This window comes from Pseudonocardia endophytica (genome assembly GCF_004339565.1).
Taxonomy (GTDB): Bacteria; Actinomycetota; Actinomycetes; order Mycobacteriales; family Pseudonocardiaceae; genus Pseudonocardia; species Pseudonocardia endophytica.
Map to the genome: position 1 here is coordinate 1,102,540 of NZ_SMFZ01000002.1, position 21,716 is coordinate 1,124,255.

Sequence of the window (21,716 nt, forward strand, 5' to 3'; positions counted from 1 at the left end):
CGGGAAGACTCGTGCCGGCGAACCGACACGAGGAGGACGATTCGGTGGCACGGGAGAAGGGCGGCTTCTGGATCGGGCTCTGCGCCGTGGTGTTCTACCCGCTGGGGTTCCTGACCGGGCGGACGCACTACGAGGGCCGCGACCACATGCCGGAGCCCGGCCACGGAGCCCTGATCGTCGGCAACCACATCTCGTACCTGGATCCGGTGCACACGGCGCTGTGGGTGCACACCTCGCGCCGCGTCCCGCGGTTCCTGGCCAAGGCGAGCCTGTGGGACATCCCGGTGTTCGGCCGGATCCTGAAGGGCTGCGGGCAGATCCCGGTCTACCGCGACTCGGCGGAGGCCCAGCAGAGCCTCGCCGCCGGGACGCGGGCGCTGAACGAGGGCAAGAGCGTGATCATCTACCCGGAGGGGACGATCACCCGCGACCCCGACGGGTGGCCGATGCACTCGCGCACCGGCGTCGCGCGGCTGGCGCTGACCACCGACGTTCCGGTGATCCCGCTCGTGCACTGGGGCACCCGCGAGGTCTACGACCACTACAACAAGCGCTTCCGCCCGTTGCCGCGCACCGACATCACGGTGCGGGCCGGTGACCCGGTCGATCTCAGCGCCTACCGCGGACGCCCGATCGACTCCGCCTTGCTGCGCGAGGTCACAGACCTGATCATGTCGCGCGTGCGGGAACTGCTGGCCGACGTGCGCGGGGAGACCGCGCCGGAGACGTTCTACCGGGCGAGACGCGGTCCGACCGCCGGCGAGGGGGCGCCGTCGTGACCGGCGGCGTCGAGATCAACGAGCCGAGGCACGACGTGCAGCGTGTCGCCGTGCTCGGGGCCGGCTCGTGGGGCACGACGTTCGCGAAGGTCCTCGCCGACGCCGGACGCAAGGTGCAGCTGTGGGCGCGCCGTCCGGACGTCGCCGCGTCGATCACCGAGCGGCACCGCAACCCGGACTACCTGTCGGACGTCGAGCTGCCGCCGACGCTGACCGCCAGCGCGGACCCCGTCGAGGTGCTCGACGGTGCCGACGCCGTCGTGTTCGCCGTGCCGTCGCAGTCGTTGCGCGCCAACCTCGACAAGTGGCGCCCGCTGCTGCCGGACGGGGTGACGCTGGTCAGCCTCGCCAAGGGCGTCGAGCTGGGCTCGCTGAAGCGGATGAGCGAGGTGATCGGCGAGGTCGCGGGCGTCGGGCCGGAGCGGCTCGCCGTGGTGTCCGGGCCGAACCTGGCGGGCGAGATCGCGCACGAGGAGCCGACCGCCACCGTGATCGCCTGCCCGGACCACGAGCGGGCGGTGCAGCTGCAGACGGCGTGCTCCACGGACTACTTCAAGGCCTACACGAACACCGACGTCGTCGGCTCCGAGCTCGGCGGCGCAGGCAAGAACGTGATCGCGCTCGCGGTCGGTGTCGCGGCCGGGATGGGCTTGGGGGACAACAGCCGGGCGTCGCTGATCACGCGTGGGCTGGCGGAGATGTCCCGGCTCGGCGTGGCGCTGGGCGCGAGCCCGCTGACGTTCGCCGGGCTGGCCGGCATGGGTGACCTGGTGGCGACGTGCTCCTCGCCGCTGTCGCGCAACCGCACGTTCGGCGAGCACCTCGGGCGTGGCTCGACGCTCGCCGAGGCCGAGGAGGCGAACCACGGCCAGGTCGCCGAGGGCGTGAAGTCCTGCGTGTCGATCTGCGAGCTGGGTGCGCGCCACGGCGTGGAACTACCGATCACCGACGCCGTCCGCCGCGTCTGCCACGAGGAGATGTCCGCCGCGGCGATGGCGAAGGAACTGATCAGTCGGGCGCCGAAGCCGGAGTAGCCCCGGGAACGCCCCGGCCGCACGGTGATCCGGAGTTCGCGCAGGGGTTCGGTGTGTGCACGCTGCCGGGCGCGGGCGTTCTCCGGTTCCGCGTGCGTTCTCCGGATCGGTACGCGTTCACCAGCTCGGCTCGCGGCAGCCCACCGCTCCTGTCGACGGCCGCGTGATCGCCGGTCGGGGAGGGATCGGTTCGCCTGGCGAACGCTGTGCTCCACGACGGGGGATCACTCCGCGGGTCGCCCCCGTCCGACTTCGACGAAAGCAGTGTCCCCGCCCCGGGGCCGGACGAACGGAGCGCACGTCCGGCGCCGGAGCCGGTCGGCGCGGGGCAGGGCCGGCGCGGGGGGCAGGGCCGGCGCGCGGGGCAGGGCCGGCGCGACCGCGCGATCCGCCGCCCCGATCCGCCTCAGGTTGGCACGGTGATCCGGTGTTCGCGCACCGGTTCGGTGGGTGCACGCTGCCGGGCGCAGGCGTTCTCCGGGTCCGCGTGCGTTCTCCGGATCGGTACGTGTTCACCAGCTCGGCTCGCGGCAGCCCACCGCTCCTGTCGACGGCCGTGTGATCGCCGGTCGAGGAGGGATCGGTTCGCCTGGCGAACGCTGTGCTCCACGACGGGGGATCATCCGTCGGGACGCCCGCCCGTTCGGCGCGGTCGGGTGGGGCCCGACTCCGGCGTAACGATCGCGCGGCACGTTCACGCATCGGCGCGCGGGGGTGGGCGTCGCCTACGGAGCGCGACATAGGGTTGCCCGATGAGCGGTGACGGGACCTGGTGCGTGCGAGGCGGGGCCCCGGCGCCGGGGACGCGGGTGGTCGGTTCCCCGGTGCACGACGGGCCGGTCCTCACCACCGCGTTCCACCTCGGACTGCCGCACGACGAGTCGTCGGGAACCGATTTCTACGCCCGCGCGGACAACCCGACATGGCGCGAGCTCGAGGCTGCGATCGGTGCCCTCGACGGCGGGCCGTGCACCGTGTTCGGGTCCGGGATGGCCGCGATCGCCGCCGTGCTGCGGGCGTGCACCACCGCGGACCGCGGGGTGCTGATGCCCAGCGACGGGTACTACGTCGCCCGCGTCCTGGCCGACGAGGAGCTCGCGCCGCTCGGCATCGACGTCCGGCAGTGCGCGACGGCCGGCGACTGGCACGACGCCGTCGCCGCCGGACCGCCGCCCGGGCTGGTGCTCCTGGAGACGCCGTCGAACCCTGGGCTCGAGGTGTGCGACATCGCGGAGGTCGCCGAGGCCGCGCACGCCGTCGGTGCGCTGCTCGCCGTCGACAACACGACGGCGACCCCGCTCGGGCAGCGGCCGCTGGACCTGGGCGCGGACATCGTCGTCGCGAGCGACACGAAGGCGCTGGCCGGGCACGGCGACGTGCTGCTCGGGCACGTCAGCACGGCCGACCCGGTGCTGGCCGAGAAGCTGCGGGCGGCCCGCACCCGCGGCGGCGCCGTGCCGGGGCCGATGGAGGCGTGGCTCGTGCTGCGCGGGCTGGGCACGCTGGACCTGCGCCTGGCGCGTCAGGCGCAGAACGCGCGGGCGCTCGCCGTCGCGATCCGGGAGCACCCCGCGGCGCGCGACGTGCGCTGGCCTGGGCTGGCCGACGACCCGTCGCACCGGCTGGCGTCCGTCCAGATGCGACGGTGGAACGGGATCCTGCGGTTCACGCTGGGATCCGAGCACGCGGTGGGGGAGTTCCTGGCCGCCACCACGATGGTCGACTCCGCGACGAGCTTCGGGAGCTTGCGCACGTCGGCCGACCGTCGCGCGCGGTGGGGCGACGCGGTCCCGCCGGGCCTGGTCCGCCTGTCCGCGGGCTGCGAGGACACCGACGACCTCGTCGACGACGTCCTGCGCGGCCTGGACGCGGTGGCCCGCTGACGCGCCGACGCGGTGGTCCGGCAGGGCCCGCCGTCGGCGCCGCCCGGACCTGCTCGGTGGTGAGGCCGGGCCGGCACAGTGGCGTGGCCGGGCTGCACGGGGGTGCCCGCCGGGCCCGAGCGGCGTATGGCCGGGCTGCACGGGAGTGCCCGCCGGGCCCGAGCGGCGTATGGCCGGGGCCGCACGGTGGTTGCCGCCCGGACCCGCTCGCTGGGCGCGGCCGGTGCCGCACTGGTGGCGTCGGCCGGGCTGGGCGGTGGCGTGCTCGGGCCGCGCTGGTGGCGTCGGCCGGGCTGGGCGGTGGCGTGCTCGGGCCGCGCTGGTGGCGTCGGCCGGGTCTGGACGGCGGCGTGGCCGGGCCACGTGTGACGTCAGCCCGGCCCGCACGGTGGCGGCGGTCACGGCCCGCCACGGCCGGTGCGGCGTAACGGGACCGGGCGCAGGGGCGAACGGCCAGACGTGATCACCGATCCGACCTGTCCGGCGTGCGGCGACCGCGCGCGGGAGCTCCCGCACGTCGTCGAGGAACGGTACCGGCTGTTGCGCTGCGCCGGGTGCGGCACGGAGTTCCTGCACGACCCCGCGCCTGCCGCCGAGGACGGGACGGACAGCGAGTACTGGGAGGACTACAAGTTCGCCGTCTACGCCTCGCCGGACGTGCGCCGCGGCTACGAGGAGCGCTACGCGTTCGCGTTCGACCGCCTCGCCGCGCGGACCGGGACGGCACCCGGCTCCGTGCTCGACGTCGGCTGCGGGATCGGCAACTTCCTGGCCTGGTCGTCGGCGCGCGGCGCGGCGTCGGTCGGCGTCGACGTGGACGCGACGGCGGTCGCCGGCGCCCGTGAGCGCGGCCTGACCGCGGTGCTCCCGGACGGGCTCGACGGCGCGCTGGACGGCCCGGTGGACGTGCTGACGATGTGGGACGTGATCGAGCACGTCGCGGACCCGACGGCGTTCGTCGCGGACGTCGTGGACCGGCTGCGCCCCGGCGGGCACCTGCTGCTCGAGACCCCGGACGCGGCGTTCCCGGTCCGCCCCGCCGTGCGCGCCGTGAATCGGCTCAGCGGGGGCCGGGTCGACGTCGCCAGGCGGATGTACTACTGGGAGCACAAGATCTACTTCACCGAGGAGGGCCTGCGCAGGGTGTTCGCCCCGTTCGGTGTCGACCTCGTCGAGGTGCACCGGCTGACGTCGCCGCAGGCGAAGATGCAGGCCACGTTCGACCACCTCGCCGAGGAACGCCAGGCGTCCACCGTGGACACGCTGGTGGCACGCGGGTGGCCGGTCGCCGAGCAGCTGTTCCGGCGGATCGGGCGCGGCAACAAGCTGGTCGCACTGGCCCGCAAGCGGGGCTGACCGGCCCGGCGTGCCCGGAGCCCGGCGCGGGCCGGAGCGGCGAGCGGGTCAGCCGGCAAGTGGGGCTGACCGGCCGCGGCGTGCCCGGAGCCCGGCGCGGGCCGGAGCGGCGAGCGGGTCAGCCGGCAAGTGGGGCTGACCGGCCGCGGCGTGCCCGGAGCCCGGCGCGGGCCGGAGCGGCGAGCGGGTCAGCCGGCAAGTGGGGCTGACCGGCCGCGGCGTGCCCGGAGCCCGGCGCGGGCCGGAGCGGCGAGCGGGTCAGCCGGCAAGTGGGGCTGACCGGCCGCGGCGTGCCCGGAGCCCGGCGCGGGCCGGAGCGGCGAGCGGGTCAGCCGGCAAGTGGGGCTGACCGGCCGCGGCGTGCCCGGAGCCCGGCGCGGGCCGGAGCGGCGAGCGGGTCAGCCGGCAAGCGGGGCTGACCGGCCGCGGCGTGCCCGGAACCTGGCCCGGCCCGGAGCGGCGAGCGCGTCAGCCGGCGGCGGACGCGAACCGGCGCACCGACGACACCAGCTCCGCGGTCAGCGTCGGCGCCACGAGCCGCAGCACGGCCAGGAACACGGCTCCGACCAGCAGGATCTCGCCGACGAGCGTGAGCAGGGCGAGCGGGAGCGGCAGCGCGTCGGAGTGCACGACGAGGTGCTCCAGCGCCCCGACGACGGCGACCGCCACCGCGCCGGCGACCAGCGCAGGGACGAGCCCGCCGAGCACCGTGCGCACCGGGGTCCCGGTCACGTGCCCGGCGACGACCACGGCCGTCAGCCCCATCAGCAGGTTCGCCCCGGAGATCGCCAGGCCGACGCCGAGCAGGCCGTAGGGCAGCAGCGCGACCAGCAGCACGACCGTCGAGACCAGGCTCACCGCCGTCGTCCAGTGCAGCAGGTGCGAGCGCCCGCTGCCCTTCACCGCCTCGTCGGAGACGGCGCCGAGGCCCTCGCCGAGGCCGAACCCGGCCATCGCGGCGAACGCCAGCCCAGCCTCCCGCCACGGTTCGCCGAGCAGCGTCACCACCAGCGGCTCCCCGAGCGCGACGAGCACGGCGGCCAGCACGGCGGACACTGTCCAGACCGCGGCCAGCGCGCGCCGGAAGCCGGCCCGGAACCGTTCCGGGTCGCCCGCGATCCGCGCGAACGCGGGCAGCAGCACGTACGCCCCGATCTCGACGACGGCGGTGCCGGGCAGCATCGCCAGCCGCCGCCCGTAGCGGTACTGGCCGACGGCGCCCTCGTCGAGCCGCCGCCCGACGAACGCCGTCTCGATCACCTCGCGCAGCCGCCACGCCGTCCCGTTCACGACGAGCGGGAAGCTGAACCGCGCCAGCTCGCGCCACAGCGCCACCGACGGCGTGCCGCGGCCCGGCCGCCACCGGCCCAGCGACCAGGACGCCACCACCCACACGCCGTAGGAGGCGTAGTTGGCGATCACCAGGCTCCACACGCCGTGGCCGGCGACGGCCAGCCCGATCGCCACGCCCGCGTTCGTGATCGCCACGACCGGGTTCACGATCAGCCGCCTGCGGAAGTCGAAGCGCCGCTGCATCAACGCGTCCGGGACGACGGTCAGCGCGTGCAGCAGCGTGACCCCGGACGTGATCGCGGCGATCGTGCCGACGGCGTCGCTGTCGAACAGGAGACCGATCAGCGGGGCGCACGCCAGCGCCGCAGCGGACAGCAGCACGCCCGCGCCGAGCGACGCCCAGAACACCGTGTCGGCCGCGTCCCGGACGTCGGAGCCCCTGCGCTGGATCAGGGCCACGGCGAGCCCGTCGGCCGATGTGGACACGAGGAACCCGGTCAGCACCGTGCCCGCGGCGAACAGGCCGATCTCGGCCGGGGTGAGCAGCCGGGCCAGCACCACGATCTGGGCGAACGCGACGATCTGCAGCACGGCGAACGTGCCGGCGGAGATGACGGCGCCGTGGCGCAGCGTCCGGCTCAGCGATCCGACCGCACCGGACTCGTCGGGACTCGCGGGCCCGTCCGGGCCGGGAGTCATCGGGCGGCGACGGGGCGGGGCGCGATGCGCCGCTGGTGCATCCGGATCGTCGTGCCGGGTGCCACCGCCACGGCGGCGGCGATCGCCAGCGTGCGCAGGTCGATCTTCTGGCGCAGCGCCTCCCGGGACGCCCGGCGGGCGCCCGCGACGTCGCCGTCGGACAGCGCGACCCGCGCCCCGACGACGCCGCGCCGGTGGCGGCTGCGACGGATCTCGCGCTCGAGGGCGGCCAGGTCCTCTGGTCGCCCGGACTCGTGCGCGAAGTGCGTGACGACCGCCTCGCGCTGCTCCTCGAGCGTGATCACCGACCGCCCACCGCGGCTGATCGACTCGACGGCCTGGCTGTAGCTCGCGAGCTTGTCCGGCAGGACGACGATCGCATGCCCTCCCGCCGCGATGCGCAGGAAGAACTGCAGGTCGCCGACCGCGGCCGTGGTGTCGTCGAACTCGCCGTAGGACTCCCACAGCTCGCGGCGGACCAGGGCGGTGTAGTACGGGCAGAGGCCCTCGATCAGCTCGGCCAGTGTCACCACGTGCGCCGGGTCGGGCCGCGGAGAACCTCCGTTCTCCATGTAGGACAGCGGGAGCCGCTCGCCGGTGCGCGCGGAGAAGAACCACGCGTCGCAGCAGGCGACGCCCAGGTCGGGGCGGGAGTCCAGCAGGTCGCCGAGGCGGGCGCAGAACTCCGGCTCGACGTGATCGTCGCTGTTCAGGACGCTCACGTAACGACCGCGTGCGGCGGCGCCCGCCGTGTTCAGCCCGCCCGCGACGCCGCGGTTCTCCTGGCGGAGGAGGCGCACCCGCGGGTCCACATCGGAGTACCGGGTGACGATGGCCGCCATCTCGTCGGACATCCCGTTGTCGACGACGACGAGCTCCCAGTCCGGATCCGTCTGGGCACGCACCGAGTCGATCATCCCGGAGACCCGGTCCTCGGTGCGGTAGGCCGTGGACAGGAAACTGACCCGCGGTACGTGCATCCGCCGGTTCCCTCCTCCATCAGAAGCCCGCTGCCGTTCTCGTGGACAGCATCGGAACGGACCGGTCCGAGCGTTACGGCGATCACCCGCTCGGGGGCCCGTCGGCCGTAACGGCCGAGCGGGGGTTCACGACGGGTACCGAGACGGCCGAGTTCGACCGAGGAGACCAATCGTGGTGCTGCACAAGCTCCCCGCGCCAGCGCGCCGGGTGGCCAGGACCGCCGTGCGGGGTGCCGCGGTACCGACCCGCACCGCCGTCCACGCCGTCCTCCGCCGCCGTCCCGAGCTGGCCCGGCACGTCGCGGACTGGGGCTGGCTGTGGCAGCCGGGCTGGGGACGGCGCCACCACGAGCGGTTCTACGGCGCCACCGGCGACCCGTACGGGTTCGACACGAAGCCCTTCGAGCAGGCGAAGTACGACGAGCTGCTCTCCGTGCTGCCGGACGGCCGCTACGCGAGGGGGCTGGAGGTCGGCTGCGCCGAGGGAGCGTTCACCGAGCGGCTCGCGACGCGGTGCGACGCGGTCGTCGGCACCGACATCTCCGAGGTCGCGATCGAGCGGGCCCGGCAGCGGTTCGCCGGACGTCCGGAGATCGAGCTGCAGCGCCGCACGCTCCCGCTGGACTTCCCGGACGGGACGTTCGACGCGATCGTCTGCTCGGACGTCGTGTACCTCTGGGAGCGCGGGATCGTCGAGATCGGACTGTCCACGATGATCGAGCGGCTCCGGCCGGGAGGCGCGCTCGTGCTGCTGCACTACCTCGGCACGTTCGGCCAGCCGATCCACGCGAACGACGTGCACGAGCTCGCGCTGAAACTCGGCGCCGCGGCCGGTCTGGACCACCCGACCGGTTACGTGCACGCCGACGTCGGTCCGCACGGCGCGGGGTTCCGCGTCGACGTCCTCGCCAGGGTGGACTGATGCTCGCCCCCGCACACCGCGTCGACGGCCTCGTGGACTGGCCGGCAGAGCCCGAGCGCGTCGGGCGCTGGCCGGTTTACGTCGACTTCGACGACAGCGTCCTCGACCGTGACCACCTCATGTCCTCCGGCGGTGCCAGCAGCATCGACCGCGGGAAGGGCCTGGTCGCGAACGTCCGCCGCGCGGTGCGCCGGATCGTCAACCCGGACACCGTGACCCGCCGCAACGTCGACGTCCTCGTGGACGCGCTGCACCGCGAGAGCGGGACGTCGGTCCTGCCCGTGGTGCTCGTCGTCGGCGGCGGCGAGATCGGCAACGGCGCGGACCGCCTGTACACCGACCCTCGTGTCGAGGTCGTGGCGTTCGACATCTACGCGGGCCCGAACGTGCAGTTCGTGGCGGACGCGCACCGGATCCCGTTCGCCGACGGGTCGGTGGACGCGGTGGTCGTGCAGGCCGTGCTGGAGCACGTGCTGGACCCGGCCCGGGTGGTCGCCGAGATCCACCGCGTGCTGCGCCCGGACGGCATCGTGTACGCCGAGACCCCGTTCCTGCAGCAGGTGCACGAGGCGGCCTACGACTTCACCCGGTTCACCGAGTCCGGGCACCGGTGGCTGTTCCGCGAGTTCTCCCGGATGGACTCCGGCGTGGTCGGCGGCCCCGGCGTCCAGCTGATCTGGACGCTGGGCGCGGTCGTCACCGGGCTCACCCGGTCGCGCACGGCAGGCCGCCTGACCCGGCTCGCGCTGTTCTGGTTGCGTTTCATGGACCACGTGATCCCGGCCTCGTACCAGGTGGACGGCGCCTGCGGTGTCTACTTCATGGGCCGCCGCTCCGAGGCGGCGCTGCCGGCGGCCGAGATGCCCGTCCAGTACCGCGGGGCGCAGTGACCGGTCCGCGGATCGCGTACGTCCTGACCCAGGACCGGGGCGGCCCGGTCGACGTGGCGCGCGCACTGGCCGCCGAGCTGCACCGCACCGGCGGCGCCGACGTGCGCGTGTTCGGGCCGCGGCCCGCGCGCGGAATCGGCCCGGACGTGGCGGACGTGTGGACGGTCTCCGGCGTCGGTACGAAGGGCGACGTCGGCGGGGCGCGTGCCCTGCTCGACCGGGTGCGCGCGTGGGGCCCCGACCTGGTGCACGCCCACGACCGTCGCGCCGGGCTGGTGCTCGCCTCGGCGGCCCTGCGGAGCAGGCGCAGGCGTCCGGTGCTCGTGCAGACCTACCACGGCGTGCCGGAGGACGTGTCCGAACGCTGGTTCCGCGGCGAGCCCGGCGTGGCGTCGCCGTCGCGCCACACCCGGGCCACGCTCGTCGCGGACGCCGTGCTGGCCCGCGTGCTCGACCGCACGGTCGTCCCGGCCGAGCCGATGCGCCGCTTCCTGCACGGGCGCCTGCGGGTGCCCGCCGCCCGGCTGCACCACGTGGACAACGGTCTAGCTCTGGGGGAGTCGCAGCCGCCGGAGGGACCGGTCCGGCATCTCCTCGTGGTCGGGCTCCTGCTGGCGCGCAAGGGGATCAGCGACCTGCTGGAGGCGCTGGCCCGGCCGGGGGTGTTCCCGCCGGACGCGCGGCTGACGATCGCCGGTGACGGTCCGGAGCGCGCCGCGATCGAGGCCCGGATCGCGCGGCCGGACCTGGCGGGCCGGGTCGCGATGCTCGGCTTCCGCCCGGACGTGCCGGAGCTGATGCGGGCCGCCGACGCCGTCGTCGTCCCGTCGCGGATGGAGCAGCAGCCGCTCGTCGTGATCGAGGCGATGGCCGCCGGCAAGCCGGTGCTGGCCACCGACACCGGCGACGCCGCGACGATGCTGGACGCCCCGGGCGCCTCCCGGCACCTCGCCGTCCCGGGCGACGTCGGCTCGCTGGCCACGGCGCTGCGCGGCCTGTTCGACGACCCGGACCCCGCCCTGACCGGCAAGCGCCTTGCCGAACGCGCCGCCGAGCGGTACTCGTCCGCCGCGTGCGCCGAGGGACACCTGCGGCTCTACGCGGCCATGGGGGTCCGGTGAGCCTCCTCCTGGAACGGACGGCGCCGCTGGTCGACCGGGCCCGCACGAGCGGCGTCGAGGCGCGGCTGCTGCAGGTGCTCGTGTTCGTCACCGTCGGGCTCGGGTCCTGCGAGGGCTACCTGTTGGAGTACAGCGACACGCTGACGAAGGTCCCGGCCGCGCTGCTCGTCGTGACCTGGTTCGCCGTGCGGGTGCGACGGCTGCGCACCCCGCAGTTCCACCCGGTGCACGTCGCGCTCGGCCTGCTCGCGATCGCGGTGCTCGCGTCCGCGGCGATCCACAACGGCGACACGTTCACCATGCAGTACACCCAGCGCTGGCTGTCCTACCTGCTCACCGCGCTCGTGCTGCTGGACGTCGCGTCCCGCGAGGTGCCGGCCAGGGTGGTCGTCTGGGCGGCCGTGACCGGCGCGGCGATCGCCGGCGGCGGTGCGCTGTGGAGCTTCCTGGTCGAGGGCGAGCCGCGCGCGTCCGGCCCGATGGAGGACCCGAACGACCTGGCCTACGTGGTCGTCGCGGCCGTCCCGCTGCTGATCGCGCTGTTCGCGCGCCGTCCCCGTCCCGACCGCACGACGAGCCTGCCTCGCCCGGCCGTCGCGCTGATCGGGGTGCTCGTGGTGGTCCTGGTGCTGGGTGCAGCCGTCACCGTGTCCCGCGGCGGGTTCATCGCGCTCGGCGTCGCGCTCGTCTGGCTGGCGCTGCGGCGCGCGATCCCGGGCCGGGTGCTGGCCGCGGCCGGGGCCGCCGTCGTGGTGGCGGCCGTCGTCGTCGTCGCGCTGTTCCCGACGCTCGTCGGGACGGCGCTGAACCAGAAGGACCAGGTCGCCGGGTCCAACGTGGACGACCGCGCGCTGCGCTGGGAGGTCGCGGCCACGATGATCCCGGAGCACCCGCTGCTCGGCGTCGGGCCGGGCGGGTTCCGCAGCAACTACCTCGGCGTCTCGCACAACGCCGAGCTCGCCGAGCAGACGCCCGTCGCGCACAACATGTACGTCGAGACCGCGGCCGAGCTGGGCCTGGTCGGCCTGGCCGGGTTCGCCGCGACGATCGGTGTCGGGCTCTGGGCGTCCGAACGGGCCGTGCGCGCCGCCGGCGACGGCCCGGAACGGCTGCTGCCGCTGGGCGTGCAGGGCTCGCTGATCGCGATCTGCGTCGCCTCGACGTTCCTGTCCGAGCAGTACTACATGCCGCTGTGGTCGATGATCGCGGTCGCGTGCGCGCTGCACCTGCGCAGTCGTCGGAGGGTGGAGCCGTGACCGGCCCGCGCGTGCTCCAGGTGATCAACGAGATGGGCGCAGGCGGTGCCGAGCGGGTGGCCGCCGAGCTGGCCCGCGGGCCGTGGACGTCCTGCGTCGTGAGCTCCGGCGGGGTGCGTGCCGACGAGCTCGCCGCCGACGGCGTCGACGTGCGCCCGATGCGGATGGCCCGCCGGTCCCCGCTCGCGATGGTCCGTTCCGTCCGTGATCTGCGACGGGCGGTGCGGGGGTTCGATCCGGACGTCGTGCTCGCGCACAACGTGCTGGTCGGGATCGTCGCGTGGCTGGCGCTGCACCTGATGCGCCGCAGGCCGCCGCTGGTCACCGTGTTCCACGGCGTCGCCGCCGACGACTACGCGAGCGCGGCGCGGATCCTGTCCCGGACGTCCGACGTCGTCGTCGCCGTGTCCGAGGCGATCGCCCGCAGGCTCACCGCGGCCGGACTGCGCGGCCCGCGGCTGACGGTGATCCGCAACGCGGTGCCCGCGCCGGAGCATCGGGAGCGGGACGCCGCACGCCGCGCGCTCGACCTGCCCGTCGGGACGGACGTGGTGCTGTGCGCCGCCCGGATGGTCGAGCAGAAGCGCCACGACGTGCTGCTGCGGGCCTGGGACCAGATGCCCGCCGACGCGGTGCTGCTGCTGGCGGGCGACGGGCCGCTGCGGGCCGGCCTCGAGGAGTCGGCCGACCACCTCGGGGACCGCGTGCGGTTCCTCGGCACCCGCGACGACGTGCCCGAGCTGCTGTCCGCCGCCGACGCGTGCGTGCTGACCAGCGACTGGGAGGGCCTGCCGATGGTTGTCCTCGAGTCGATGGCGGCCGGGCGCCCGATGGTGGCCACCGACGTCGACGGCGTCCGCGAGGCCCTCGGCGACGGGGCGGGCGTGCTCGTCCCGGCCGGCGACCCCGGTGCGGTGGCCAGGGGCCTGCGCGACGTGCTCGACGACGCCGGGAAGCGCGACCGGGTCGTCCGTGCCGCGCACGATCGGATCGCGGCCGACCACGACCCGGCCGTCGTCCTGGACCGCTACGACGCCGTGCTGCGCGACGCCCGGCTGGCCCCGGCCCGCCCCGGGCGGCTGTGGGTCGGGCTGCGGGCGGCGTCGGCCGGCGTGCTCGTGTTCGCGGCCGTGCTGGCCGGCGTGCTCGCCGCGCCGGCCGGCTACCAGGGCACGGTCGGCATGATCGCCCGCCCGGACGCCGGCGGCAGCTCCGTCGCCAGCGGCGAGGCCCCGTCCACCGGCTACGGCGAGGTCGTGGCGCTCGCGCTGCCCGCGCTGCCGGAGCTGGCGACGAGCCCGTCGATCCTGGACGGCGTCTCGTCGGACGTGCCAGGGGCGCCGTCCGGGACCGCGATCCGTCCGGACGTGTCGGTCGAGCTCCTGCCCGGCTCGGGGGTGGCCCGGGTGAGCGTCCGCAACGACGACCCGGACACGGCCGCCGCCCTGGCCCAGGCCTTGGCCGCCCGGATCGAGGCGTCCCGACCGCTCGCCCCGGCCGGCACGCTCTCGCCGGTGGACGCCAGGGCCGTCGTCACCGAGGTCTCCCCGGGTACGACGATCGGTGCCGCCCTCGCCCTGCTGGCCGGGCTCGTCGCGGCGGCCGTCGTCGCGGCGCTGTTGCTCCCGCGCAGGCGGTCGGTTCCGCACGCGGCCCTGCTGCGCGCCGTCACCGCGACCGGTCGGGCCCCGGTGGCCGTGCTCGACGTCGCCGACCCGGTGCTGCGCGAGCGCCTGAGGCTGCTCGCCGGGGACACGGTCCCGCGCGTCGTCGCGGCGGGTCCCGGGCTGGAGGACCCGGTCCGGGCGCTGGCCGCCGATCTCGAGGCGTCGCGTCCCGAGCCCGGCGGGCGACGTCCGGTCGTCGCCGTCGCGGACCGTCGGCGGACCGGGACCGGCGACCTGACCGGCACCGTCGCGGCGCTCCCCGCCGACGCGGACCTCCTCGCGGTGGTGCTCGTCTAGGCGCCGGCCGAGCGGGGACACCTCCCGTCGGCCCGGCTATCACACTGTCGTAACCCGCCTTCCGTATGGTCGACTACAGGCAGCCGTCCGGTCGCGTGTACCAGCCGGGTGGCAGCGCCGAGTCGCTCCCCCGGAGGTGGTCGCGTGCCGTACCGACAACCGGTCCCCAGCGGTGCCGACCTCGAGGTCGTCGACGATCTCGATACGGGGACGGCACTGCGGCCCGCACCGGACCCGGGTGCGGTGCCCCCGGGGTCGAGGGTCCTGCTGCTGAACGCGAGTTTCGAGCCGCTGGCCGTGGTCACCGCGAAGCGTGCGATCGTGCTGCTGCTCTCCGGCAAGGCCGAGTGCATCCAGGAGGCGCTCGAGGGCGCCGCCTTCCGCTCGGAGAACCTGTCGCTCCCCGCGCCGTCCGTCATGCGGCTGTCCCGCTACGTGCGCGTGCCGTACCGCCGCGCCGTCCCGATGACCCGCGCGGGCGTGCTCCGCAGGGACGCCCGCCGCTGCGCCTACTGCGGCCGCCGTGCCGACACGATCGACCACGTCATCCCGCGCAGCCGCGGAGGCGTGCACAGCTGGGAGAACTGCGTCGCGGCCTGCCGGGCCTGCAACTCGCGCAAGGCCGACCGGCTCGTCGAGGAGCTGGGCTGGACGCTGCGCGTGAAGCCCGCGCCGCCGTCGCGCAGTGCGGGTGGTGTCCTGGTGCTGGCCGTCGAACCGCTCCCGGCGTGGGAGCCGTGGCTGAACGTCGCCGCGTGAGGATCACCAGCTGATCCGCGCCGCCACCGGCAGGTGGTCGCTGCCGGTGGCGGGCAGCGACCACGCCGCGTCCGGCTGCACGCCCCGGACCAGGATCTGGTCGATCCGGGCGACCGGGAACGGCGTCGGCCAGGTGAAGCCGAGTCCGTCCCCGGCCGCGACCTGCACGGACGTCGTCTGCGACGAGAGGTCGTCCAGAGCACGGTCGTCGAGCGTTCCGTTCAGGTCGCCGAGGACCACGACCCGCTCGACGGGCTCCGCGCGGACGGCCGCGGCGAGCGCCTGCGCACCGGCGTCCCGGTCGGCCGTCCAGAAGCCGTTGATCGGGAAGATCCGCACGGACCCGAGGTGCGCGACGTACACGGCGAGCGGCCCGCGCTCGGTGGCGACCGTCGCGCGCAGCGCCCGGGTCGAGTCCATCGCGACGTCGACGGGGCGCACGTCGGAGAGCGGCAGCCTGCTCCACAGCCCGACGGTGCCCTGTGCGACGTGGAACGGGTACGCCGTCGCCAGCTCCCGCTCGTAGACGCCCCTGACCTGCGGGTCGATCTCCTCGAGCGCCAGCACGTCGGCCCCGGAGGCGGCCAGCGCGCGGGCCGTGCCCGCCGGGTCCGGGTTGTCCGCGCTGACGTTGTGGCTCGCGACGGTGAGATCGCCACCGGGATGGGACCGGTCGCCCAGCAGACCACCGAACAACGAGAGCCACACCGTGATCGGCAGCAGCAGCGCGACGAGCGCGGACGCGGACCGGCGCACCAGCGCCCCGACGAGCACGACCGGGATCACCAGCCCGAACCACGGGAGCACGGTCTCGACCAGGCTGCCGACGTTCCCGAGCCGGTCGTGGCACGGCGAGATCGGGGTCCCGGCGTCGCTCGTGCAGGCGTTCGGGATCCGCGCGTGCAGCGCCATGACCAGTCCGGACAGCAGCGCGAGCGCGGCGAGGACCAGGCCCCGCCGCCAGAGGCCCGCCCGCCTCGCGGGGCGGACGTCGGTCGTCGTCATGCACCCAGTCGACCGCGCGCGACGTTGCCGGCGCGTATGCGTATTCCGATACGTCGGCGATAGGTGCCGGAACCTACGATCGCGGGGTGCGGGTGTTGGTTCTGGAGGACGAACCGCTCCTGGCCGAGGCCCTCCGCGACGGCCTGCGCCGGGAGGCGATCGCGGCCGACCTCGCCGGTGACGGGCACGCCGCGCTGGAGCTGCTGGCCGTCAACGACTACGACATCGCCGTCCTGGACCGCGACGTCCCCGGCCCGTCCGGTGACGAGGTCGCGGCCGGCATCGTCGCGTCCGGCAGCGGGATGCCGATCCTGATGCTCACCGCCGCCGACCGGATCGACGACAAGGCCGCCGGGTTCGAGATCGGCGCCGACGACTACCTGACGAAACCGTTCGCGTTCCGGGAGCTCGTGCTCCGGTTGCGCGCGCTGGACCGCAGGCGCGCGCACAGCAGGCCGCCGGTGCGCGAGATCGCCGGTCTGCGTCTCGACCCGTTCCGCCGCGAGGTGCACCGGGACGGCCGCCACGTCGCGCTCACCCGCAAGCAGTTCGCCGTGCTCGACGTCCTCGCCGCGGCCGACGGCGGCGTGGTCAGCGCCGAGGAGCTGCTGGAACGGGCGTGGGACGAGAACGCGGACCCGTTCACGAACGCCGTGCGGATCACCGTCTCCGCGCTGCGCAAGCGGCTCGGCGAACCCTGGATCATCACGACCGTGCCGGGCGTCGGGTACCGGATCGACGGATGACCAGGCCTCCCGGCCTCAGCGTCCGCCTGAAGCTCACCCTCAGCTACGCCGGGTTCCTGATGCTGGCCGGTGTGCTGCTGCTGGCCGCCGTGCGGCTGTTCCTGCTCCGTGACATGCCGCTGGGCCGGTTCCTCCACGAGCCCTCGGACTTCCTGCGGGTGTTCACGCCCGGGAACTTCGGCCCGATCATCTTCGGCCCCGCCGCGATCCTCGTGCTGGCGTTCCTGCTGGTCTTCGGCCTCGTCGGAGGGTGGTTCCTGGCCGGACGGATGCTCGCCCCGCTGGACCGGATCACCGAGGCCACCCGGATCGCGGCGACCGGATCGCTCACCCACCGGATCCACCTGCCGGGCCGCGACGACGAGTTCCGCGAGCTCGCCGACGCGTTCGACGCGATGCTGGCCCGGCTCGACGCGCACGTCGCCGAGCAGCGCCGGTTCGCCGCCAACGCGTCGCACGAGCTGCGCACCCCGCTCGCCGTGTCGCGGACGCTGCTCGACGTGGCCCGCGCCGACCCGGACCGCGACACCGAGCAGCTGATCGAGCGCCTGCAGGCCGTCAACACCCGCGCGATCGATCTGACCGAGGCGCTTCTGCTGCTCGGCCGTGCCGACCAGCGGTCGTTCACGCCGGAACCGGTCGACCTGTCGCTGCTGGCCGAGGAGGCCGCCGAGACGCTGCTGCCGCTGGCCGACTCGCGCGCCGTCACGATCTCCACCGGCGGCGACGTCGCATGCACGTCCGGGTCGCCCGCGCTCCTGCTGCAGTTGACGACGAACCTCCTGCACAACGCGATCGTCCACAACGTCCACTCCGGAACCGTGTGGGTGACGACCTCCGCCGGACCACGGACCGTCGTGCTCGCCGTCGAGAACACGGGGGAGGAGCTGGCCCCGGACGTCGTCCCCACGCTCGTCGAACCGTTCCGCCGTGGTGCCGACCGGGTCCGGACCGCTCACGCCGTCGACCGGGCGCGCGTCGACCGGGCCGCCGATCGCGTCCGCGCCGACCACCGCGCCGATCACACGGGCGTCGGGCTCGGGCTGGCGATCGCCCGATCCGTCGCCGCGGCGCACGACGGGACCCTGGTGCTCGCCCCGCGTGCCGGCGGGGGGCTCCGCGTGACCGTCGAACTGGCCGTCGGACCACCGGTCGGGTAGCCGGAATCCGGCTGACATGGCACACAGGGCTGTTCGATCATGGCCTGAACAGCCGTGAGCGCCATGTCAACCGGGGAGAGGCGCGGCGGTCGTCGAAAAGCCGCGGAGCGTTCGACGGGCGGCGGTACGCTTCCGCGCATGCCTGGTTGACGCAGCTCCTCGCTCCCGGCCCGTCGGCTCGCCGCGATCGCGGTGACGTGGCAGGCCCTGCACTACGCGGTGCCGATCTTCTGGCTCTACGCGTTGCTGTTCGACGAGTCCGGCCTCGGCGTCGGCGAGATCTCGCTGCTGTTCGCGCTGTGGTCGGCGGCAGGCATCGTGCTCGAGATCCCGTCCGGTGCGCTGGCCGACCGGTGGTCGCGGCGTGGGTCGCTGGTCGCCAGCGGGCCGGTGATCGCGGCCGGGTTCGCGGTGTGGACGGTCTGGCCGACGTTCACCGGGTTCGCGGCCGGGTTCCTGCTGTGGGCCGCCGGCGGTGCGCTCGCGTCCGGATCGCTCGAGGCGCTGGTCTACGACGGGCTGCTGGTCGCCGGGGAACCGGACGCGTACGCGCGGGTCAACGGCAGGCTGAACGCCGTCGCCCAGCTCGCGCAGGTGCCGGGCGGTCTGGCCGCGACGGCGTTGTTCGAGCTCGGCGGGTACGCGCTCGTGGGGTGGGTGAGCGTCGGGGTGTGCCTGGCGTCGTCGCTCCCGGCGCTGGCGTTGCGCGACGTCCGCCCGGAGGACGCCGACGCCGACGCCGACACCGACTCCGACACCGACTCCGACACCGACTCCGATGCCGGCGAACCGGGCTGGTTCCGCGAGCTGACCGACGGTGTCCGGTCGGCGGTCCGCACGCCCGGCCTGCGGACGGCGGTGCTGGCGGTCGCGGTCCTCGGCGGTGTCGACGCGTCGGAGGAGTACTTCCCGCTGCTCGCCGCGGACGCCGGGATCCCGGTCGCCGTCGTGCCGCTGGCACTGCTCGTGGTGCCGGTCGTCGGCGCGCTCGGGTCGTGGGCCGGCGGACGGCTGGCGCGACGGCGGTGGTCGCCGTCGGCGCTGCTCCTCCTCGCCGCGATCGGGCTCGCCGTGACCACGGTGGGTGACCGGACCGGCCTCACCGGCATGGCCGTGTTCTGGGGCGCGTACCAGGCCGTGCGGGTGTGCACCGAGACGCGTCTGCAGGACCGGATCCGCGGACGGGCGCGCGCGACCGTCACCTCGGTCGCGTCGTTCGGCACCGAGCTGTCCGGCATCGTCCTGTTCGGAGCGTGGGCGCTGGGTGGGCCCTTGCTCGTCGCGGCGGCGACGGCCGTGTGCCTGCCGTTGTTACTCGCCATTCGGCCGAACCGAGACGACCGCGAGATACGAAACATGGAGGCATCGGTTTACGATGAGCCATCAGGGTGAGGGTCACCGACATGCTCGGTGATCGCGTGGTTGGCGCCGGTCACAGTGCCGAAGGTCGGGATCTGACGAGAGGACGAGGCCATGGGACGCCACCGACGGGGTCGCCTGTCGAGAGCCCGCATGACCGGTCTCGGCGGACTCGTCCTTCTGGTCGCGGCGGGTGCGCTCGCCCTCGCGCCGGTCGCCGGCGCCCAGGAGCCCACCGGCAAGGTCCGTCTCGGTCACCTCTCGCCGAAGACGCCGGGCGTGGACATCACGCTGTCCGGCCCGGAGGGGCCGACCTCGGTGGACCAGCGGGTCGGCAGCGGGGTCGCGTACGGCGCCGTCACCGACTACCTGAACCTCGTCCCCGGCCGTTACTCGATCGCCATGCGCCCCGCGGGCTCCGCCCCGGACGCGGCGGCGCCGCTGTCCGCAGGCCTGCAGATCGCGCCCGGCTCGGCGCAGACGCTCCTGTTCTTCGACAACGGCTCGGGCGGCTCCGTGCGCGGCGAGCTCGTCGACGACGACCTGTCCGCGCCCGGTACGTCCGACGGCAAGGTCCGCCTGGTGCAGGGCGCCGAGGGCATCCCGCCGGTGCAGGCGCTGGCCGTCGACGGTCCCCGCCTGGCCACCGACCTGGCCTACGGCACGGTCACCGACTACTCGACGGTCGCGGCGAAGACCTGGGACGTCCGGCTCAGCGCCGGTGGGGCCACGGAGGCCGCGCAGCTGCCGGTCGGCGGCGGGTCGGTCAACACGGTCGTCCTCACGAAGGACGCGAGCGGCAAGCTCGCCGCGAGGCCGCTGACCGACGTCGCGGGCCTGCCGGTGTCGGGCCCGCAGAGCGGCGCCGCGGCGTCCGGCCCGTCCGGTGCCCCGGCCAACGGCGCCGGGCCCGCCGCGCCGGCCCCCGCCGCTCCGAAGGCGCCCGCGCGCCAGATCCCGGTCGGCGGCGTGCCTGCCGGTGGCGGCGGCACCGCGGAGAACGACAGCGGCCCGGGTCTGCTCCCGATCGTGTTCGCCGTCGCGGCCGCGCCACTGCTGGCCTACTCCGTGTCCTCTGTGGCCGCCGCGGCCCGACGGCGTCGCGGCTGAGTTCCGTGGCCCGCCCCGACCCCGCCGCGTCGACGACGTGGTTCGGTCCCGTCACCGCGCGGAGGTGGTTCGAGCCCGCCGCGCGGAGACAGGGCGGGTCCGCCGGTGGGCCGGGGCGGACCGGCCCGGTCGCGCCGACCGGGTCCGGGCGTGCGGTGCAGGCGGGCGAGTCCTCCGGGTCGGGCTCTCCTCCGCCTGCCGAGTCCCCTGATCAGCCCACGGTCGATCACGCCGCCGGGCCGCCGCCCGCGCCTCCGCCCGCGCCCGCCGCCTGGTTCGATCCCGCGGTGCCGACGACCCGTCCCGGTCCGGGTGCGCCGACGACGCGGCCTGGTCCCGGCTCGCCGATGTCTCAGCCGGGTCCTGGGGTGCCGACGACCCGTTCCGGTCCTGGTGCGCCGATGACTCAGCCCGGTTCGGGTGCGCCGATGATCCGTCCCGGTCCCGGGAGGCCGACGACCCATCCCAGTCCGGGTGCGCCGATCCCGTGGCCCGGTCCGGGTGCAGCGATGTCTCAGCCCGGTAGCGGGGCGCCGATGTCTCAGCCTGGTCCCGGGTCGCCGATGACTCAGCCTGATCCGGGGGCGCCGATGACGCGGCTCGGTCCGGAGGCGCCGGCGGCTCAGCCCGGTCCCGGTGCGCTGACGGCTCAGCCGGGTCCGGGTGCGCCGATGTCTCAGCCCGGTCCCGGCGCGCCGATGACGCGGCCCGGTCCGGAGGCGCTGACGGCTCAGCCCGGTCCGGGTGCGCCGATGACCCATCCCGGTCCGGGTGCGCCGATCCCGTGGCCGGGTCCGGGTGCGGCGATGTCTCAGCCCGGTCCCGGCGCGCCGACGACGTCGCCCAGTCCGGAGGCGCCGATGTCTCAGCCCGGTCCGGGTGCGCCGACGACCCGTCCCGGTTCGGGTGCGCCGCCGGCTCAGCCCGGTCCTGGTGCGCCGATGACGCGGCCCGGTCCGGAGGCGCGGGCGGCTCAGCCTGGTCCTGGTGCGCCGATGACCCGTCCCGGTTCGGGTGCATCGATGACTCAGTCCGGTCCTGGGGCGCCGACGACCCATCCCGGTCCGGGTGCGCCGATCCCGTGGCCTGGTCCGGGTGCGGCGATGTCTCAGCCCGGTAGCGGGGCGCCGACATGGCCCGGTCCGGGGGCGCCGTCGACCACGGTCCCGCCGGAGCCGAGGCCGTCGCCGACGTCCGGGCCTCCGGTCCGGCCGACGCCGGCCCCTCGCCCGATGCCGCCGGTGCCGAGCGCGCCGGTGGGCGCTGGTCGCGGTCCAGGTCCCACGCCGCCCGCACCTGCTCGGCCTGCGCCCGGTCCCGTCCGGACCCCGCCCGCAGCAGCTCGGCCGGTTCCCGGCGGCCGGTCCGCGACACCGGGTGTGCAGGCGGAGCGCGACACC

At 75.1% G+C, this 21,716-nt stretch carries 19 protein-coding genes; 15 read left to right on the forward strand and 4 right to left on the reverse strand.

Annotated elements, in window-relative coordinates; translation table 11 throughout:
* The first annotated feature begins 44 nt into the window (after nucleotides 1-44).
* The 5 genes from EV378_RS24050 (at nucleotide 45) to EV378_RS24070 (ending at nucleotide 5,052) form a co-directional block, all read left to right on the forward strand.
* Complete coding sequence (locus EV378_RS24050; protein WP_132429698.1) at nucleotides 45-779, forward strand: lysophospholipid acyltransferase family protein; 735 nt, start codon at nucleotides 45-47, stop codon at nucleotides 777-779.
* Complete coding sequence (locus EV378_RS24055) at nucleotides 776-1,813, forward strand: NAD(P)H-dependent glycerol-3-phosphate dehydrogenase (protein ID WP_243653744.1); 1,038 nt, start codon at nucleotides 776-778, stop codon at nucleotides 1,811-1,813. Before EV378_RS24050 ends, EV378_RS24055 begins: the two co-directional genes overlap by 4 nt.
* A 752-nt stretch (nucleotides 1,814-2,565) precedes the next feature.
* On the forward strand, nucleotides 2,566-3,696 hold the full coding sequence (locus EV378_RS24060) for a cystathionine gamma-lyase (protein WP_132429699.1): 1,131 nt from the start codon (nucleotides 2,566-2,568) through the stop codon (nucleotides 3,694-3,696).
* Nucleotides 3,697-3,882: 186 nt separating this feature from the next.
* Nucleotides 3,883-4,065: a hypothetical protein gene (locus tag EV378_RS24065; RefSeq protein WP_132429700.1), complete on the forward strand. Its 183-nt coding sequence runs from the start codon at nucleotides 3,883-3,885 to the stop codon at nucleotides 4,063-4,065.
* Nucleotides 4,066-4,155: 90 nt separating this feature from the next.
* Nucleotides 4,156-5,052 carry a class I SAM-dependent methyltransferase gene (locus tag EV378_RS24070; RefSeq protein WP_165922456.1) on the forward strand — a complete coding sequence of 299 codons (897 nt, stop codon included), beginning with the start codon at nucleotides 4,156-4,158 and terminating at the stop codon, nucleotides 5,050-5,052.
* A 468-nt stretch (nucleotides 5,053-5,520) separates the two neighbouring features.
* Here the strand turns inward: EV378_RS24070 and EV378_RS24075 are convergent, their stop codons facing one another.
* Together EV378_RS24075 and EV378_RS24080 are read right to left on the reverse strand one after the other, a co-directional pair.
* On the reverse strand, nucleotides 5,521-7,044 hold the full coding sequence (locus EV378_RS24075) for an oligosaccharide flippase family protein (RefSeq protein WP_132429702.1): 1,524 nt from the start codon (nucleotides 7,042-7,044) through the stop codon (nucleotides 5,521-5,523).
* Entirely contained in the window at nucleotides 7,041-8,024 is a 984-nt protein-coding gene (locus EV378_RS24080) for a glycosyltransferase family 2 protein (protein WP_132429703.1), read from the reverse strand. Before EV378_RS24080 ends, EV378_RS24075 begins: the two co-directional genes overlap by 4 nt.
* 172 nt (nucleotides 8,025-8,196) lie before the next feature.
* Between EV378_RS24080 and EV378_RS24085 the strand changes: the two genes are divergently transcribed.
* The 6 genes from EV378_RS24085 (at nucleotide 8,197) to EV378_RS24110 (ending at nucleotide 14,936) form a co-directional block, all read left to right on the forward strand.
* Complete coding sequence (locus tag EV378_RS24085; RefSeq protein ID WP_132429704.1) at nucleotides 8,197-8,946, forward strand: class I SAM-dependent methyltransferase; 750 nt, start codon at nucleotides 8,197-8,199, stop codon at nucleotides 8,944-8,946.
* The gene (locus tag EV378_RS24090) at nucleotides 8,946-9,836 is read left to right on the forward strand and encodes a class I SAM-dependent methyltransferase (RefSeq protein WP_132429705.1); all 891 of its coding nucleotides are present in this window, start codon (nucleotides 8,946-8,948) and stop codon (nucleotides 9,834-9,836) included. The genes EV378_RS24085 and EV378_RS24090 overlap by 1 nt, the downstream gene beginning before the upstream one ends.
* On the forward strand, nucleotides 9,833-10,957 hold the full coding sequence (locus tag EV378_RS24095; RefSeq protein ID WP_132429706.1) for a glycosyltransferase family 4 protein: 1,125 nt from the start codon (nucleotides 9,833-9,835) through the stop codon (nucleotides 10,955-10,957). The genes EV378_RS24090 and EV378_RS24095 overlap by 4 nt, the downstream gene beginning before the upstream one ends.
* On the forward strand, nucleotides 10,954-12,213 hold the full coding sequence (locus EV378_RS24100; RefSeq protein WP_132429707.1) for an O-antigen ligase family protein: 1,260 nt from the start codon (nucleotides 10,954-10,956) through the stop codon (nucleotides 12,211-12,213). Before EV378_RS24095 ends, EV378_RS24100 begins: the two co-directional genes overlap by 4 nt.
* Nucleotides 12,210-14,177, forward strand: coding sequence for a glycosyltransferase (locus EV378_RS35995; protein WP_243653745.1), 1,968 nt, complete (start codon nucleotides 12,210-12,212; stop codon nucleotides 14,175-14,177). Before EV378_RS24100 ends, EV378_RS35995 begins: the two co-directional genes overlap by 4 nt.
* A gap of 144 nt (nucleotides 14,178-14,321) precedes the next feature.
* Nucleotides 14,322-14,936 carry an HNH endonuclease gene (locus EV378_RS24110; RefSeq protein WP_424511253.1) on the forward strand — a complete coding sequence of 205 codons (615 nt, stop codon included), beginning with the start codon at nucleotides 14,322-14,324 and terminating at the stop codon, nucleotides 14,934-14,936.
* A gap of 3 nt (nucleotides 14,937-14,939) precedes the next feature.
* Here EV378_RS24110 and EV378_RS24115 read toward each other — a convergent pair whose 3' ends face one another.
* Nucleotides 14,940-15,941 carry an endonuclease/exonuclease/phosphatase family protein gene (locus EV378_RS24115; RefSeq protein ID WP_132429708.1) on the reverse strand — a complete coding sequence of 334 codons (1,002 nt, stop codon included), beginning with the start codon at nucleotides 15,939-15,941 and terminating at the stop codon, nucleotides 14,940-14,942.
* Between the two features lie 86 nt (nucleotides 15,942-16,027).
* On the opposite strand from EV378_RS24115, the gene EV378_RS24120 reads away from it, so the two are divergent.
* The 4 genes from EV378_RS24120 (at nucleotide 16,028) to EV378_RS24135 (ending at nucleotide 20,316) form a co-directional block, all read left to right on the forward strand.
* Entirely contained in the window at nucleotides 16,028-16,687 is a 660-nt protein-coding gene (locus tag EV378_RS24120; RefSeq protein ID WP_132429709.1) for a response regulator transcription factor, read from the forward strand.
* Nucleotides 16,684-17,847, forward strand: coding sequence for a sensor histidine kinase (locus tag EV378_RS24125; RefSeq protein ID WP_132429710.1), 1,164 nt, complete (start codon nucleotides 16,684-16,686; stop codon nucleotides 17,845-17,847). The genes EV378_RS24120 and EV378_RS24125 overlap by 4 nt, the downstream gene beginning before the upstream one ends.
* A 192-nt stretch (nucleotides 17,848-18,039) precedes the next feature.
* Entirely contained in the window at nucleotides 18,040-19,239 is a 1,200-nt protein-coding gene (locus EV378_RS24130; RefSeq protein WP_243653746.1) for an MFS transporter, read from the forward strand.
* 120 nt (nucleotides 19,240-19,359) lie between these two features.
* Nucleotides 19,360-20,316, forward strand: coding sequence for a DUF4397 domain-containing protein (locus tag EV378_RS24135; protein ID WP_165922457.1), 957 nt, complete (start codon nucleotides 19,360-19,362; stop codon nucleotides 20,314-20,316).
* 1,108 nt (nucleotides 20,317-21,424) lie between these two features.
* Here the strand turns inward: EV378_RS24135 and EV378_RS35500 are convergent.
* Nucleotides 21,425-21,601, reverse strand: a complete 177-nt coding sequence (locus tag EV378_RS35500; RefSeq protein ID WP_165922458.1) for a hypothetical protein — start codon at nucleotides 21,599-21,601, stop codon at nucleotides 21,425-21,427.
* Nucleotides 21,602-21,716 lie beyond the last annotated feature (115 nt).

Bases quoted from the DNA above. Each gene is read 5' to 3' on its own strand.
- EV378_RS24060 (WP_132429699.1), top strand. From the start codon at position 2,566: ATGAGCGGTGACGGGACCTGGTGCGTGCGAGGCGGGGCCCCGGCGCCG.
- EV378_RS24075 (WP_132429702.1), bottom strand. From the start codon at position 7,044: ATGACTCCCGGCCCGGACGGGCCCGCGAGTCCCGACGAGTCCGGTGCG.
- EV378_RS24080 (WP_132429703.1), bottom strand. From the start codon at position 8,024: ATGCACGTACCGCGGGTCAGTTTCCTGTCCACGGCCTACCGCACCGAG.
- EV378_RS24090 (WP_132429705.1), top strand. From the start codon at position 8,946: ATGCTCGCCCCCGCACACCGCGTCGACGGCCTCGTGGACTGGCCGGCA.
- EV378_RS24115 (WP_132429708.1), bottom strand. From the start codon at position 15,941: ATGACGACGACCGACGTCCGCCCCGCGAGGCGGGCGGGCCTCTGGCGG.
- EV378_RS24125 (WP_132429710.1), top strand. From the start codon at position 16,684: ATGACCAGGCCTCCCGGCCTCAGCGTCCGCCTGAAGCTCACCCTCAGC.
- EV378_RS24135 (WP_165922457.1), top strand. From the start codon at position 19,360: ATGACCGGTCTCGGCGGACTCGTCCTTCTGGTCGCGGCGGGTGCGCTC.